At 59.2% G+C, this 15,207-nt stretch carries 13 protein-coding genes and 2 tRNA genes; 5 read left to right on the forward strand and 10 right to left on the reverse strand.

Features of this window, described 5'->3' with window-relative positions; all coding sequences use genetic code 11:
• Positions 1-2: 2 nt before the first annotated feature.
• Positions 3-77 (reverse strand) — tRNA-Pro (locus tag RWL87_RS06285).
• A 269-nt stretch (positions 78-346) separates the two neighbouring features.
• Here RWL87_RS06285 and RWL87_RS06290 point away from each other — a divergent pair.
• Positions 347-417: transfer RNA gene (locus RWL87_RS06290), tRNA-Gly, on the forward strand.
• A gap of 214 nt (positions 418-631) precedes the next feature.
• On the opposite strand, the gene RWL87_RS06295 is transcribed toward RWL87_RS06290, so the two are convergent.
• From RWL87_RS06295 to RWL87_RS06305, 3 genes are all read right to left on the reverse strand, one after another.
• A complete protein-coding gene (locus tag RWL87_RS06295) occupies positions 632-1,177 on the reverse strand; it encodes a cysteine hydrolase family protein (RefSeq protein WP_303937085.1) in 546 nt (181 codons plus the stop codon).
• A 19-nt stretch (positions 1,178-1,196) separates the two neighbouring features.
• Entirely contained in the window at positions 1,197-2,081 is an 885-nt protein-coding gene (locus RWL87_RS06300; protein ID WP_313969278.1) for a DNA-formamidopyrimidine glycosylase family protein, read from the reverse strand.
• A gap of 119 nt (positions 2,082-2,200) precedes the next feature.
• Positions 2,201-2,692, reverse strand: a complete 492-nt coding sequence (locus RWL87_RS06305) for a ribose-5-phosphate isomerase (protein ID WP_005505713.1) — start codon at positions 2,690-2,692, stop codon at positions 2,201-2,203.
• Positions 2,693-3,068: 376 nt separating this feature from the next.
• Between RWL87_RS06305 and pepN the strand changes: the two genes are divergently transcribed.
• Both pepN and RWL87_RS06315 read left to right on the forward strand, forming a co-directional pair.
• Positions 3,069-5,618, forward strand: coding sequence for an aminopeptidase N (gene pepN, locus RWL87_RS06310; protein ID WP_313969279.1), 2,550 nt, complete (start codon positions 3,069-3,071; stop codon positions 5,616-5,618).
• A 205-nt stretch (positions 5,619-5,823) separates the two neighbouring features.
• Complete coding sequence (locus RWL87_RS06315) at positions 5,824-6,981, forward strand: SGNH/GDSL hydrolase family protein (protein ID WP_313969280.1); 1,158 nt, start codon at positions 5,824-5,826, stop codon at positions 6,979-6,981.
• A 133-nt stretch (positions 6,982-7,114) separates the two neighbouring features.
• Here RWL87_RS06315 and RWL87_RS06320 read toward each other — a convergent pair whose 3' ends face one another.
• Positions 7,115-7,720, reverse strand: a complete 606-nt coding sequence (locus RWL87_RS06320; protein WP_313969281.1) for a peptidase — start codon at positions 7,718-7,720, stop codon at positions 7,115-7,117.
• Between the two features lie 274 nt (positions 7,721-7,994).
• Complete coding sequence (locus RWL87_RS06325; protein ID WP_313969282.1) at positions 7,995-8,837, reverse strand: transcriptional regulator; 843 nt, start codon at positions 8,835-8,837, stop codon at positions 7,995-7,997.
• Positions 8,838-9,043: 206 nt separating this feature from the next.
• On the opposite strand from RWL87_RS06325, the gene RWL87_RS06330 reads away from it, so the two are divergent.
• The gene (locus tag RWL87_RS06330) at positions 9,044-9,952 is read left to right on the forward strand and encodes an acyl-CoA thioesterase II (protein WP_313969283.1); all 909 of its coding nucleotides are present in this window, start codon (positions 9,044-9,046) and stop codon (positions 9,950-9,952) included.
• A 151-nt stretch (positions 9,953-10,103) separates the two neighbouring features.
• Here the strand turns inward: RWL87_RS06330 and RWL87_RS06335 are convergent, their stop codons facing one another.
• A complete protein-coding gene (locus tag RWL87_RS06335; protein ID WP_313969284.1) occupies positions 10,104-10,679 on the reverse strand; it encodes a DUF308 domain-containing protein in 576 nt (191 codons plus the stop codon).
• 218 nt (positions 10,680-10,897) lie between these two features.
• Positions 10,898-12,577: an energy-dependent translational throttle protein EttA gene (gene ettA, locus RWL87_RS06340; protein ID WP_311469426.1), complete on the reverse strand. Its 1,680-nt coding sequence runs from the start codon at positions 12,575-12,577 to the stop codon at positions 10,898-10,900.
• 93 nt (positions 12,578-12,670) lie between these two features.
• Here ettA and RWL87_RS06345 point away from each other — a divergent pair, with 93 nt between their 5' ends.
• Positions 12,671-13,087: an MmcQ/YjbR family DNA-binding protein gene (locus RWL87_RS06345; RefSeq protein WP_313969285.1), complete on the forward strand. Its 417-nt coding sequence runs from the start codon at positions 12,671-12,673 to the stop codon at positions 13,085-13,087.
• Positions 13,088-13,807: 720 nt separating this feature from the next.
• Here the strand turns inward: RWL87_RS06345 and RWL87_RS06350 are convergent.
• Complete coding sequence (locus tag RWL87_RS06350) at positions 13,808-14,095, reverse strand: antibiotic biosynthesis monooxygenase (protein ID WP_313969286.1); 288 nt, start codon at positions 14,093-14,095, stop codon at positions 13,808-13,810.
• A gap of 209 nt (positions 14,096-14,304) precedes the next feature.
• Positions 14,305-15,204 (reverse strand): tRNA (guanosine(37)-N1)-methyltransferase TrmD, encoded by a 900-nt coding sequence (trmD, locus tag RWL87_RS06355; protein ID WP_313969287.1) that lies wholly within the window; start codon positions 15,202-15,204, stop codon positions 14,305-14,307.
• Between the last annotated feature and the right edge of the window lie 3 nt (positions 15,205-15,207).

Here is a 15,207-nt window from a genome sequence, read left to right on the forward strand (position 1 = left end):
CGTCGGGGCGACAGGATTCGAACCTGCGATCTCCTGCTCCCAAAGCAGGCGCGTTAGCCAAGCTACGCCACGCCCCGTGAAACCGACCGTGTTGTGCACTTGCGTGTTTTAACACAGTCAGTGCCCTAGTTTACCTGTTTTCCCGCTAAATGCCCAACACAGCGGCTCGTGCGCGGTTTATTTCCACTGTGCGCGTACTCGCCCCATAAGGATGCACAGACCGGCACAAAAAGAGGAGGCGAGCGCCCGCAAGAACACGCCAAAACCACCACACAAAACCGGACCAACACCCCAAAGAGTTTGACAGCGCAGACGGAACCTCGTTACTATGGTCAAGTTCCATTCCGGGGATGTAGCTTAATGGTAAAGCCTCAGTCTTCCAAACTGATTACGCGGGTTCGATTCCCGTCATCCCCTCGCACAATCCCCCCGACGTTGTCGGGGGGATTTTTTTGTGCTCGGGGATGCAGGGAATCGCTTCCGGGCGAAAATACATTCCCTCGCGCGCTCGGGATTTTCACCCTCCAGCCCGTCATCCCCTCGAGAACTATCCTGAACGATTCGCTACGGAGCCCTTCCACATGCGGATTTATCCCCTCGCACGCTCGGAATCCGCACGCTCCAGCCTAACTTATATATACTTCTCAAGCACCTGCTGCGCCGAGACAATCGTGGCGAATTCATCGCGCAACGCCGCAATATTGTAGAGGTGCACCATCTCCGGGGAAAGAAAATCACCGGCACCATCAGAAAGAGCAAAGGTTACGCAGGCATCCTCAACAAGAGTCACCTGAAAACCATAATTTGCCGCCATCCGCACAGTGGTAGACACACAATGCGGCAGCGTACAACCCATCACCGTGAGCCGATCAATCCCGCGTTCACGCAGATAGGCAAGCAGATTTGTACCAATAAATGCGCTATTCACATTTTTTGTAAATACCTTCTCCCCCACACGAGGCTCAAATCCGCTCTGGAACCTAATATTTTCCTCATCGTAAAAGAAGGAGCTCGAATCCGTTCCCCGATGCTGAATATGGATTATTTCGCGCCCTGAACAGCGGAAATCCTCCATAATCTTCTGCATCTTCTCTTCCGCACCGTCATTATTTCTAGCCGGTAGCTGCGGATGCAGAAAACCCCTCTGAACATCCACCACCAATAGAGCCTCAGCCATTGTTCTTCTCTTCCTGTAGCTACTTCTGGCAGCCGGGGCACCAGTAGAGCTTGCGTCCGGCGATTTCTTCCATGCGGATGGTGGTTCCGCAGCGGCGGCAGGGTTCGCCGTGGTGCATGTACACGTAGTTCGCATGGTCGGGCCACGCCTCGGTCTCAGGAATACCGGGGCGGTCTTCGGGTTCGGTGGTGATGATGCGTCCCACGCGCACGCCGATAACCAGCAGGTGCTTGTTGTCTTCCCAGAGGCGCTTGAGCTCATCGTCGCTCAGGCTCTTACCGGGGCGTAGCGGGTCAATTTCCTGGCGGTAGAGCGACTCGGCACGGAAAATATTACCCACGCCAGAGATTGCCGCCTGATCCATCAGAATCACACCAATCGGGCGGGAGCTCTTACGTGCGGCGCGGTAGAACTGCTCGGGGTCCGCATCCGGATTGAGCGGATCCGGGCCGAGCTTCGAGCGGACGGTGCGCACCTCCTCCGGCGTGAGCGTGCGGCAAATAGTGGGACCCACCAGGTCAGCCCAGCCGTGCTCCGATACAATACGGCAGCGCACCGTACTCTTCGGTTCGGGAGGGCCGGCGTAAGGCTCCCCCTCCCCCGCCGCGTATTCCTTCTCGCCAATCTTGCGGGGCGCACCAATGCTCGAAGCGCCCGTGAACGTCTCGTCGCCGCCGAAGCTCCAGTTACCGTAAATACCCAGGTGCACGTTCAGGGTCAGGTCGTTTTCGAAGGTCACGAACAGGTGCTTACCGTGCGCGTACGCGCCGGTGATGGTGTGGCCGTCCAGCAGGGCTGCGCCCTCAGCGTAGCGGCCCTGCGGGGAGGAAACCTGCACGCGCTCGCCGGTGAATACGTCGCTGATTTGGCGGGCGATACGGTGAATGGAGTGGCCTTCGGGCACGGGTCCCCCTCGAAAACTCGGCGGCTAGAAATAGCACGGATACAAACAGTACGGATTATCTGGAGTGCAGAGACGACCGAGGCGCATAGCCTGCACTATGCGCCTCAGATTCTTAGAGCTTAGGCAGCGTCAATCTGCTTGCCGGCAATGTCGCCGGTCTGCTCGTACTCAGCCAGCTGGCCGATACGGCGTGCGTGACGCTCCTCGTTGGTCCAGGGGGTAGCCAGGAAGACCTTGATGATTTCCAGTGCTTCTTCCTTGCTGTGCTGGCGGCCGCCCACAGCAACGACCTGTGCGTTGTTGTGCTCGCGAGCCAGCGCTGCGGTGTCGTGGTTCCATGCCAGAGCCGCGCGGATACCATCAACCTTGTTCGCAGCCATCTGCTCGCCGTTGCCGCTACCGCCCAGCACAATACCCAGGGAGTCCAGACCTGCCTCGCGGTCACGCTTCACGCCCAGCGCCGCGTTAATGCAGAACGAGGGGTAGTCATCCAGCGGGTCGTAGTCGGCGGGGCCGTGGTCAATCATCTCGTATCCCGCAGCGGTGAGGGACTCAATCAGGTAGTGGCTCAGTTCGAGGCCAGCGTGGTCGGTTGCGATGTGTACGCGCATGGTACTCTCCTGGTGATTTTGTCTTGGTGACGTGCGTTTGTGCGTTCGTGGGAGGCGCCGGTTCTCAGTTCTGAGCGCCGTTGCTAGAGTGCGCCGCGCATCCATCAGGTGGGATACGCTCCCCGTTTGGGTTTTTTCTGTCTTAACTGTATCGAATTCGCGCGGGTTCGGGTAATGCGGAGCCTTCTAGACCCCCACCTATACGGTAGACTGTGGGATATGGCACTTTTTGGTGTCCCGATTCGCCGCGCCCAAGCTTGAACGTCTCCAGCGCCACGTATGCAGCGTCGCAGGAGCCGCGCGCCTCGGGAACCAGCACACCATGACAGGGCGTGTCAGCACGGCACGCTATTCACATCTAAGGAGAGGGAGCTGTATGCCCGGCCTGAACCTAACCCGCAATGAGGCAATCGAACGCGCATCCATTATTAAGCGCGTGCACTCGTACCGTATTGAACTCGACCTGCCGAAGGACAAAGACGTCTTCTCCTCGAAGGTTGAAATTCGCTTCGACGCTCAGGAAGGTGCTTCCACCTTCATTGACGCGATCACCTCCTCGGTCAAGTCCATTAACCTCAACGGCGAAGAGCTGAGCACCGACCTGGCTGACGGCGAGCGCATCCAGCTGCCGAACTTGGCGGCTGAGAACACCCTGGTCATTGATGCAGAGATGTTCTACACCAACACCGGTGAGGGCCTGCACCGTTTCGTGGACCCCGCTGACGGCGAGGTGTACCTGTACTCCCAGTTTGAGGTGCCGGATTCCCGCCGCGTGTTCCCCGTCTTTGAGCAGCCCGATCTGAAGGCAACTTTTGAGTTTATTGTGCGCGTGCCCTCGCACTGGGTGGTTGTGTCGAACCAGCCCGAGGTGAAGGTTGAGGACAAGGAGTGCGGTTGCGGCCGTGCGAAGACCTGGTACTTCAAGCCGACCCCGCGCATGTCTTCGTACATTACCGCGATTGTGGCTGGCCCCTACGAGAAGGTCACCAGCGAGCTGACCAACTCTGAGGGTCGCGTCATTCCGCTGGGCGTGTACGCTCGTAAGTCCCTCATGCCGTTCGTTGACGCTGAGGACATGTTTGAGCTGACCCGTCAGGGCTTCGAGTTCTACGAGGAGCAGTTCAAGACCCCGTACCCGTTCGAGAAGTACGATCAGCTGTTCGTGCCCGAGTTCAACGCCGGTGCGATGGAGAACGCTGGCTGCGTGACCTACCTGGAGACTTACGTCTTCCGTTCCAAGGTTGCGGAGGCTCTGCGTGAGCGCCGCGCTATCACCGTTCTGCACGAGCTGGCTCACATGTGGTTCGGCGACCTGGTCACCATGAAGTGGTGGAACGACCTGTGGCTGAACGAGTCCTTCGCTGAGTTCATGTCGACCCTGGCTGCTGCGGAGAACACTCGCTACGCCAAGGAGGCGTGGGCTACCTTCGCTGCTTCGGAGAAGACCTGGGCGTACCGCCAGGATCAGCTGTCTTCGACCCACCCGATTGTGGCTGAGATTCGTGACCTTGCCGATGTTCAGGTGAACTTCGACGGCATTACTTACGCTAAGGGCGCTTCGGTGCTGCGTCAGATGGTGGCGTGGGTTGGCCAGGAGAACTTCATGGCCGCTCTGAAGGTGTACTTCGATAAGCACAGCTGGGGCAACACCGTTCTGGACGACCTGCTGGTTGAGCTGGAGCGCACCTCCGGCCGCGACGTGCGCGCCTGGAGCGCCAAGTGGCTTGAGACCGCCGGCGTGAACACTCTTGCCGTTGAGGTTGAGAACGATGAGGCTGGCAACATTTCTTCGCTGGGTATTCGCCAGTCCTACGCTGAGGGCTTCGAGACCCTGCGCCCGCACCGTGCAGTGATTGGTTTCTACAACCTGGTGGACGGCAAGCTGACCCGCACCGACCGCATCGAGCTGGACATCGACGGCGAGCTGACCGTGGTTGAGGAGGCTCTCGGCAAGAAGCGCCCCGACCTGCTGCTGCTGAACGATGAGGACCTGGCGTACGCAAAGATTCGCCTGGACGAGCGTTCCATCGAGACCGCTATCAAGCACCTGGGCGACATTGATTCGTCCGTGGCTCGAGGCGTGGTCTGGGGTTCGCTCTGGGATACCGTGCGTGACGCTCAGATGCCGGCACGTAAGTACGTTGACCTGGTGCTGAACAACATTGGCAAGGAGACCAACTCCACCGCTCTGCGCACCCAGATTAACAACCTGTCCGCTACCCTGCACTCCTTCGTGGCTCCCGAGGCTCGCGAGGAGACCCGCCACCGTGCCGCTGACCGTCTGTGGGAGCTGGCATGCGTTGCAGAGCCCGATTCGGATGCTCAGCTGCAGCTACTGCAGGCGTTCATCAACCAGACCCGCACCGAGGACCAGTACAACAACGTGCAGCGCCTCTTCGAGGGTGAGCTGACCCTTGAGGGCCTGGACATTGACGCTGACCTGCGTTGGAACCTGGTGTGCCGTCTGGCTACCGGTGGCCGCTTCTCCGCCGAGCAGATTGCTACGGAGCTGGAGAACGACAACACCGCGAACGGTCAGCAGTACGCTGCTCAGGCATACGCATCGATTCCGACCGCGGAGGCTAAGGCTGAGTACTGGAACAAGATCATGGTGACCGGCGAGCTGTCGAACATGATTCAGCGTTACGCTATTTCCGGTTTCAAGTCCGGCAAGCCCGAGCTGATTGCCCAGTACAACGAGCCGTACTTCGAGCAGATTGAGGGCATCTGGCGTTCGCGTTCGCACGAGATTTCCATGCAGATTATTGGTGGCATGTACCCGAGCGAGCCGACCGCTGAGCTGCTGGAGCGCACCGAGAAGTACCTGGCGTCTCTGCCTGAGGATGCTGCGGCACTGTACCGTCAGATTGCGGAGGCACGCGACGGCGTGGCTCGTGCACTGAAGGTTCAGGCTGCTGACATCTAACAATGCTTGTGAGCTGAGGCAGGTTTACTGCCCGCTCTCATGAGTTTCTGTTCGTCCCCTTCTACCCCGTTTGCGGGGTGGGAGGGGACGTTTTGCATCAAGAGTCTAAATTCTTGTCACTGCAGTGCATATTTTTTGTCTTTTTCGTTTGAATATCCCTAAAAAGCTCTCTACTTGGGGTTGCGCCTATCGTATACTGTTGTGCATGCCTTCTATCAAGTCTCCTATCGCGAAAGCTTCTTTGACCGGCGCAATCGTTGCTGTGGTTGCCGCCGGTTCCTTTGGCGTGTACTCCGCAGGAGGCTTCAACGCGCCCGGTGCCACTGCCGCTACCGCTGCCGCGAGCGCCGAGCCTACCCAGTCGGCGCAGGAAAGCCCCAGCGAGTCTCCCTCTCCCGAGCCGACTCCGGAACCGACTACCCCGGCGCAGAAGATTGAACGCACCGCGCAGAACGCCTTCGGCAAGGAAGGCGCACAGGCAACCGGTGAGATTCAGGCGCCGTTCTCAACCTCCGCTGATGCCGCAGACATGCTGGTTCAGCAGTTCAAGGGCGGCGTGGTCATGTACACCCCCAAGTACGGCCCGGTCGCGGTGGAAACTGGCGTCTACACGCACTGGTGGAAGCAGCGAGAGTACAGCGACTTTGCCGGTTGGGAGGGCCTGCCGGTGAGCTGGCGTTCCGAGAACGGCGTTCTGTACACCAAGTTTGAGAAGGCTGAACTCTACTGGGATAAGGCGAACAGCCTGCCGCGTAACACCAACGTTCTGGGCGCTAAGGACGCCCTGGTGATTGGTGACTCGCAGGTGACCTCAACCTCCTGGGTTGGTTTGGGCTTGAAGCAGGCAGGTTTTGTACCGTACCTGTTCCGTTGCGGCGGCGTGGGTTTTGTGACCGCCCGCGAGGGTGTGTGCCCCTCCTACTATCAGGGCGTGATGGGTGGCCGCTGGGCTCTGCCGAGCGGTAACCCCGGTGTGATTTACCTGGATGCCTCCGGTAACGACATTTACATCCACGAGGATGAGACGAAGGCTCGCGAGCACGTGAACGCGCACCAGACTCAGGTCATTGAGCAGCTGCGACGCATGTACCCGTCCTCGAAGATTGTGTTCGGCGGCGTGGTGTCGATGAGCGAGGACGCGGCAACGGATAAGCAGGTGGCTCATAAGCGTCACGTGGCGAACGAGGTTGCACGACAGGGTGCACGAGAGACCGGCGTGCTGTTCATGGACACTGCGGACTGGCAGACCATCTACCTGACTGAGGGTGACATGGCTGATGGTGTGCACCTGAAGGACGAGGCACAGTACAAGCTGGCGGCACCCTTTGCGGCTCGTCTGCGTGAACTGCTCGGCACCGCCTAAATCAGCCGTGTAGAGCATCGTTGACACCGGACCTATAAACGAAAATGAGGTGCCCGGAAGGATTCAATCCTTCCGGGCACCTCATTCGTTTGAGTGGGTTACCCTCCGCAGCTCTACAGTTAGTGTGCGGGTTTTATGCCGCGATGCCTGCTCGGCGTTCCTTCGCCTCAGCCTTCTGGTGTGCCAGCACGCCCTCCGCAAGGCGACGCTTCTGACGCTCACGAGCAGCTTCCTTCTCGCGCTGTTCAGCAGCCCAAGCAACCGGGTCAATGTCGATTGCCTCGTAGTGCCATTCGCCAATGTAGTCACGAATCGGGGCAACCAAGGTCACGGGAATACCGCGGCGCAGGTACACCTCATGGTCGGTGTCTTCAAAAGCGTGGATAATGCGGTTGCCGTCAGCAATCAGGGACTCAAGGATGGAGTCCTTCCAAGCGGGGCTATTGGAGCCATCGTTGCCAGGCTTAGCAAATACGTGCTTGGGTTCCAGACCAGCGCGGGCGATGAACTGGTTCAGCTCCTTCATGTAGGTGCCGTCTCGGCCGGTAATCACTACGACCTCTGCGCCGGTTTCTGCCGCGATTTCGCGAACACGGTCGGCAACTTCAACATTGACCGTGGCGTTGCGGATAGCCTTGAAGAATCGGCGGTTGCTGGCGAAGAAACCGGTCAGGTACTTGTCCATCTGATCTCGGTTACTGGCAAGGGTGCCGTCAATGTCGACTGCAATCAGATCCATAAAGGTCTCACTTTCGATCCGTACGGGAAGAATGTGCCTGGTGAGGGCGCGGCGGAAGATTCCCGTGCGGTGTGGCTGGTAAATCGGTGTGTCATAGACGCCCCGGTGAAGGGCGTAGTCTTTTTAGAATACCTTATTTGCGTAAAGTAATGTCCTATCGAATGTCATTATTACAACCACCCCGTTGATGTCATGCAGCATAAAAACGCTGGTGGCGTAGGCTAGGAGCCCACACCACCAGCGTAAAAAGTCTAAAACTGTCTCAAGGAGAGAGTTAGAGCAGCGCACCGGATCCGCGGCGCACCAGCACCATGCCGGCGGGTGCCACAATACGCAGCCACTCCTCCGAACCAACATGCGCAGCAAACAGCGGCAGATCGCCGGTGAAGCCTTCCGGGATGAAGCCGAACACGCGCAGGGCGAATGCCGCGCCGGTCGGTACAAGCACGGTATCGAACTCGGGCAGGTACTCCAGCACCATATCGGAGGACCAAATACGCGAGCGCACCGTGGAAAGCACCGCGGCGCCGGGGTTCTCGGGCAGGGCGCGTTCTACCGCATCCAGGCCTTCTGCGGTGGCGCGGTGGAACTCTTCAACCGGAACGGTGCCGACTTCGTGCCAGCCGCTGAGCGGGGCAGACTTACCCGCCCAGCTGGCGTTGACGGTCACCGGCGGCATGAACAGCACCAGCTGCGGGTTCTCCTCGTTAGCCTGCTCTTCTGCCTGCTTCTGCAGACGCGCCAGACGATCCAGCAGCGCCTGCGCCTGAACGGTCATGTCCAGGGTGGAATCAGCCAACAGGTGCAGGGCACGCAGACCCATAATGACCGGGGTGTTCGAGGAGGCGTCCTCCGGCTCCAGGGAGCAGGCGAATACCGCCACCACGCGACCGCGTGCGGTCAGGCGGATTGCCGCATCGGGGTTGACCGCCAGGGCGCGAGAAATGTAGGTGGCAAGGTCCTTGACCACTGCGGCACCCTGGGCGCCGCCGGACAGAATCAGGAAGGGCTCCTCCACGCCTTCGTGGGGGTTGTACTTGAGCTCGATGGGTGCGGGCGCATTGTTCTGGTCGGGAGCGTTTTCCTGTGCAGGGGTGGTGTCAGACGGCGTAGTCATTTCTGCTCCTTTTCGGCGTTGGCCTGCTCGGTGGCAAGTTGGTGGGTGATATATGCGATGGTGTGTTAGGCAGACGTTCCGGATCGATAATCCGGTGTCATTATTCCTAGTCAATGTTCCGAATCAACCCGTCGTGGTTGTCTCAGAGTATGCTCTCCCACTCTACGCCAGAAACCGGCTCATTGAAAACGTGCGAGAATAAAACCATGACCAAGCCCACTGTGACCCAAAACCTCATGCGGATGCTGGACCTCTCCCCCGTGGAGGCGGCGCCCGCCTCCTTCGGTAGCGATGAAGTGTCCACCGGTGTGACGCTCACCCGCGAGCAGCCGCGTACTTTCGGTGGTCAGGTTCTTGCCCAGTCGATCATTGCCGCCGACCGCACGGTGGAGGGCAAGGACATCCACTCGATTCACGCCTATTTTCTGCGCCCCGGCGATATTGAGCGTGAACTGTTCTTCGCCACTCAGCGCCTGAACGATAGCCGCTCCTTCTCGACCCGCCGCGTGCAGGTGTTCCAGGATGAGGCTCCCATGTTCTCGGCGATTATGTCTTTCCAGGCGGAGAGCCGCGGCCCGGAGCACACCGCGGTCACCATGCCGGAGGTTCCGGACCCCGAATCCCTGCCGAAGGTCAGCGACTACCTGGGTGAGCTGCCGCATCCGATTGCGCAGGCTGTGGCGTGGGAGCGTCCGATTGATATGCGCCACGTGGATGCGCCCCTGTACACTCAGCCGGATTCCTCCTCGACTGAGCCGCGTGCCTGCGTGTGGTTCAAGACTTTTGACCGCCTGGTGCATGCTGATGGTTCTGAGGCGTCGGAGGCGGAGCACCGCGCCGCTATCGCCTACGCTTCGGATTACCTGCCTCTGGAGCCCGCTCTGCGCCGTCACGGCAAGTTCTGGCTCGAGCCGGGCATGAAGAGCGCGTCGCTGGATCACGCGATGTGGTTCCACCGTTCGGCGCGCGCCGATGAGTGGCTGCTGTACGTGCTGGACTCCCCGAGCGCGCAGGGTGGCAGGATGCTCTCGCAGGGTTCGATTTTCAATCGTTCCGGCGAGCTGGTGGCAACCGTGGCGCAGGAAATGATGTTCCGCCTGCCCGAGTACCGCTAAAGCAGAGTACCGCTAAAGCCGCAGGTACCCTAAAGCTTCGGCACAGCGACAGCTCAAAACGTTAGAGCATACAGAAAGACCGTGTGAGGTGGTTGTCTCACACGGTCTTTCTTATGTTCTAGTGTACGGTCTAGAAGCCGTTTGGAAGCTCTTATTTGGCTTCGACGTCAATCACACCGTCCGGGGAAATGTGCACGGTGCTCTTGGTGCGGCGGGAAACAAAGAAGTCACCCACAAACACGAGACCAGCCAGCAGCAGCACCAGGGCAATCAGCCACACGGCAACCGCTCCGAAGAACATCGGGAACAGCACCACGAGCAGACCCAGGACCAAGGCGCCGATAGCGGAGAACTGCAGGTGGCGTCCAGCGGCGTAGCTCAGGTACTTCAGGCCCTGAGCGATCATCAGACGGATCAGCGCCCAGGCAATCAGCCACACACCCACAATGGTCGGAATGTACGTCGCCTGCGCGCCCGCAGATGCGGTCAGCAGAATCAGACCAACGACCACGGTCAGGATGCCGTTGACCAGGTCCCAGCCGGTACGCGCCGGCTTCAGCACACCGAAGTACCGGACCACCTCAAACACGCCGCCGAGAAGCACAGCAAAGGAAAACACGAAACCCAGAACAGCCAGCGGGGTGGCGGGGTTGGCGAACATGTAGACTGCCGCAGCGACCAGTAGCAGACCGGTGACTAGGGACATCCAGTTATATTTTGAAAGCATGACACTCTACCCTTCGTATCGAATGCGTTAGTTGTACACATCCATTAAACCGCGAATGTGAACTCTGCGATGGCGTGCTGGTCACTACTGGGCGCACTATTTCTACTGGCGAACACCTCTCCCCTAGCCAGCGCATACGGTATCTAGCGCATACAGCAAAGCCCCGCCTCCCCGTGCTTCAACAACACAGGAGGCGGGGCTCGCTACCGAACCAAACCCTATCGGGTCAGCTTGCGGTGCACCACGCGGTGCGGCTTAGCAGCCTCAGGGCCGAGGCGCTCAATCTTGTTCTTCTCGTAGGACTCGAAGTTACCCTCGAACCAGTACCACTGATCCGGGTTCTCATCGGTGCCCTCCCACGCCAGGATGTGGGTTGCCACGCGGTCCAGGAACCAACGGTCGTGAGAGACGACCACGGCACAGCCGGGGAATTCCAGCAGCGCGTTTTCCAGGGATGCGAGGGTCTCAACGTCCAGGTCGTTAGTGGGCTCATCGAGCAGCAGCAGGTTACCGCCCTGCTTGAGGGTCAACGCCAGGTTCAGGCGGTTACGCTCACCACCGGAGAGCACACCCGCCTTCTTCTGCTGGTCCGGGCCCTTGAAGCCGAACGCGGACACGTACGCACGCGAAGGCATTTCAACGTTGCCGACCTGGATGTAGTCAAGACCGTCAGAGACGACCTCCCAGAGGCTCTTCTCCGGGTCGATGTTCGAACGGTTCTGGTCAACGTACGAAATCTTGACGGTCTCGCCGACCTTCAGGTTGCCGCCGTCGAGGGGCTCCAGGCCAACGATGGTCTTGAACAGGGTGGACTTACCCACACCGTTAGGACCAATCACACCCACGATGCCGTTACGGGGCAGGGAGAAGGACAGACCGTTAATCAGGGAGCGGCCGTCGAAGCCCTTCTGCAGGTTCTCAGCCTCAATAACGACGTTACCCAGGCGGGGTCCCGGAGGAATCTGAATCTCTTCGAAGTCAAGCTTGCGGGTCTTCTCAGCCTCCGCAGCCATCTCCTCGTAGCGTGCCAGACGAGCCTTTGACTTAGCCTGGCGGCCCTTAGCGTTGGAGCGGACCCAGTCCAGTTCCTCGCTCAGGCGCTTAGCGAGCTTAGCGTCCTTCTTGCCCTGAACCTCAAGGCGGGAGCGCTTCTTCTCCAGGTAGGTGGAGTAGTTACCCTCATAGGGGTACAGGTTACCGCGGTCAACCTCGGCGATCCATTCTGCCACGTGGTCGAGGAAGTAACGGTCGTGGGTAATCGCGATGACGGCACCCTCGTAGGACTGCAGGTGCTGCTCCAGCCAGAGCACGGACTCTGCGTCCAGGTGGTTGGTGGGCTCGTCGAGCAGCAGCAGGTCGGGCTTCTGCAGCAGCAGCTTGCACAGTGCCACGCGGCGGCGCTCACCACCGGAGAGGTGGGTGACGGGCATGTCAGCGGGCGGGCAGCGCAGCGCCTCCATAGCCTGCTCCAGCTGGGAGTCGAGGTCCCACGCGTTAGCGGCGTCGATAGCTTCCTGCAGCTGACCCATTTCTTCCATGAGGGCGTCGAAGTCAGCGTCGGGCTCAGCCATCAGGGCGGAGATTTCGTTGAAGCGGTCCAGCTTGGACTTAATCTCGCCCACGCCTTCTTCAACGTTGCCCAGAACGGTCTTCTCTTCGTTCAGCGGCGGCTCCTGCATGAGGATACCCACGGTATAACCGGGGGTCAGGCGTGCCTCACCGTTGGACGGCTGGTCGAGGCCAGCCATGATCTTCAGGATGGTCGACTTACCCGCACCGTTCGGACCAACCATACCGATCTTGGCGCCGGGGAAGAACGACATCGTCACGTCGTTAAGGATGACCTTGTCGCCCACAGTCTTGCGGGCCTTGATCATCTGATAAATAAATTCAGCCATAGTTACCTATTTTAGCGTGGATTTGCCGGGCAGTACGAGAGTTTTTGATTGCGTGCTAGGCGGGGTACCGTGCGGGGCACTAGACTCGAAGCTATGAGCACAAACCCCTCCCCCAAACTTCTGCGACCCGAGGACCTGGAGCCGACCCTGCACCGCCTCGCACTCGCCATGCCGCTGGCAACCTCCGACCAGCCGTTCGGGCCCGAGCACACGGTGTACCGGGTCGGCGGCAAGATGTTCGCCATGTACACGGATGGTATCGGCTACCCCATTGTGAACCTGAAGACCGATCCGGAAGAGTCGGAGGTGCTGCAGCGCATCTACCCGAGCATCATCCCGGCATGGCACATGAATAAGCGGCACTGGATTTCTGTGGGAGCCGGCGAGGGCGTGACCGAGCAGGTGCTGGAGGAACTAGTCGAGGATGCATACTTGCGCGTCATGTATTCATTGCCGAAGTCGAAGCGGCCCATCGAGTTCCGTGAGCGCCCGGTACCCGAAAAGCACTAGGTACAGGAACGCTAGGTAACGTATAGTCCAAGTCTGGGACGTGTAAAAGTCAGTTTTAAACAGCGGAGCGGGTGAGCCTCGGTCCGGACCACCGAATTGCCCACCCGCTAAGCAAAGCACTTTTCTATCCGCGGCTGGGAGAGTCATCAACCACAATGAACGCTCGAACCACCAAGCTCCCATCCCATATATTGCGGGGTCCAGTACCATGCACCACTTGTGTGAATACGTGATAGTTGAGTCGGCTCCCTTGCCAGACCTCCTTATGCAGAGGAGGTGCTCACACGGGTGCGCTGAATACTCCCTTGAGTGACTCGGCTGTCTCATGCGATACAGCCGAGAGGAGATTGCTGTCCTCGCCCGAACTACCGACTCGGGCGAAGCGTGCTCTCGGGACTAATAATAACCTTTTTGCACCATGGTGTCACTTTTGGGTTGAGGTATTCCAGCGGCGCCTATTGAGCGTATTTCAGGTGTTTTATAGCGCTAAACCCACATATCCAACCACCACGAAATACCTGCAGGTTTTAAACCCCGAAAAATCAAGGAGGGGTCGCATCAAACCTTCCTTATATCGCCTCCACATGGGCTAATACCCACTTAAAGCAATATTTAGAAAAGTCAGTGCGACCCCTCAATATATGAGATGAAAATAAGATAAAATCCCTACTCAGGGCGATTATCGACAGGAATTACCCCGAGGCTACCCTGAGCGAGTCATTACTCGCCGAATTCTACCTTTTCGAAACTCATGGTGCCGTCAGCGTGAGAGACAACAGTATTCGGGTCACGCTCACGACGAGCCGCCGCGTACGCATCGTGGCTTGCCTCATCAACCCAGCGGGTCACCACGAAATAGTCGCCACCCTCATCCAGGGGGCGCCACAGCTCGAAGCCCTCGAAGCCGGGGAAAGAGTCAGCAATGTGGCGGGCAGCGGCGAAGCGCTTCTCCAGCTCAGCGTGATTGTCACCAGTGACGGTCAGACGGTGAACCTTAACAACGGACATGTGTCCTCCTTCTGTTGAGTACGTACTTTCAACGATGAAAGCGTATTACCACCTCGCACCAGCTATAGGTGAGCTATGTTCTTAGCGAGGTTACCCTCAGAATAACGGTTTACGGGTACAAAAAATAGGGGTTAGCGCCAACTAACAGTTATATGACGCTAACCCCCATTCAGAGGATTACGAGGCGCTCGCGAGCGCCTGTTCGGCCCCTAGGAATTTGCCTCGGGCTGGGTGGTATCGGCGGGAGCTGCGGGGCTCTTCTTCGCTTTCTTCTGAGCCACCTTCGCCGGGTTCGCAAAATGCACCCCGCGTTCAGCCAAGAAACGGCGATCCTTCTTATCCCACTGCTCCACCGGGTACGCCTCCAACAGATCCGGGCGGCGCTCCAGGGTGCGCTCAATCTGACGGTCACGACGCCAACGCGCAATCGCACCGTGATTACCTGACAGCAGTACCTCCGGCACCTCACGGTCACGCCACACGGCGGGCTTCGTGTACACCGGGTACTCCAGCAGACCACCCGTATGCGATTCCTCCTCCAGGGAGGCGGGGTTACCCATCGCACCGGGAATCAGGCGGGTGATCGCCTCAATCATTGCCATGACCGCAACCTCACCACCGTAAAGCACGTAGTCACCCAGGGACACGGGCATCACGCGGAAGCTCTCCTGCGCCCAGTCCAGCACACGCTCGTCAATACCCTCGTAGCGCGCCGGGGCGAAGACAATATGCTTCTCCTCCGCCAGCTCGTACGCCATCGCCTGATCAAACACGGCACCCGCCGGGGACGGGACAATCAGCAGCGGACGGGTATCAGCAGGGGTATCAGCGGCGGGCTCGGTACCCTCAGCATCGCCTTCAGTAGTTGCCTTTAGCGGGGAGGCGGTAAGCACCTCGTCCAGGGCCAGGCCCCACGGCTCGGGTTTCATGACCATGCCAGCGCCACCACCGTACGGGGTGTCATCCACCGTGCGGTGACGGTCAAACGTGTAATCGCGCAGGTCGTGCAGGTGCAGGTCCACCAGGCCCTTCTCACGCGCCTTACCCAGCAGGGACAGCTTCAGCGGTTCCAGGTACTCGGGGAAAATCGTGACCACATCGTAGCGCACGGG

Source organism: uncultured Rothia sp. (assembly GCF_963555405.1).
GTDB lineage: Bacteria > Actinomycetota > Actinomycetes > Actinomycetales > Micrococcaceae > Rothia.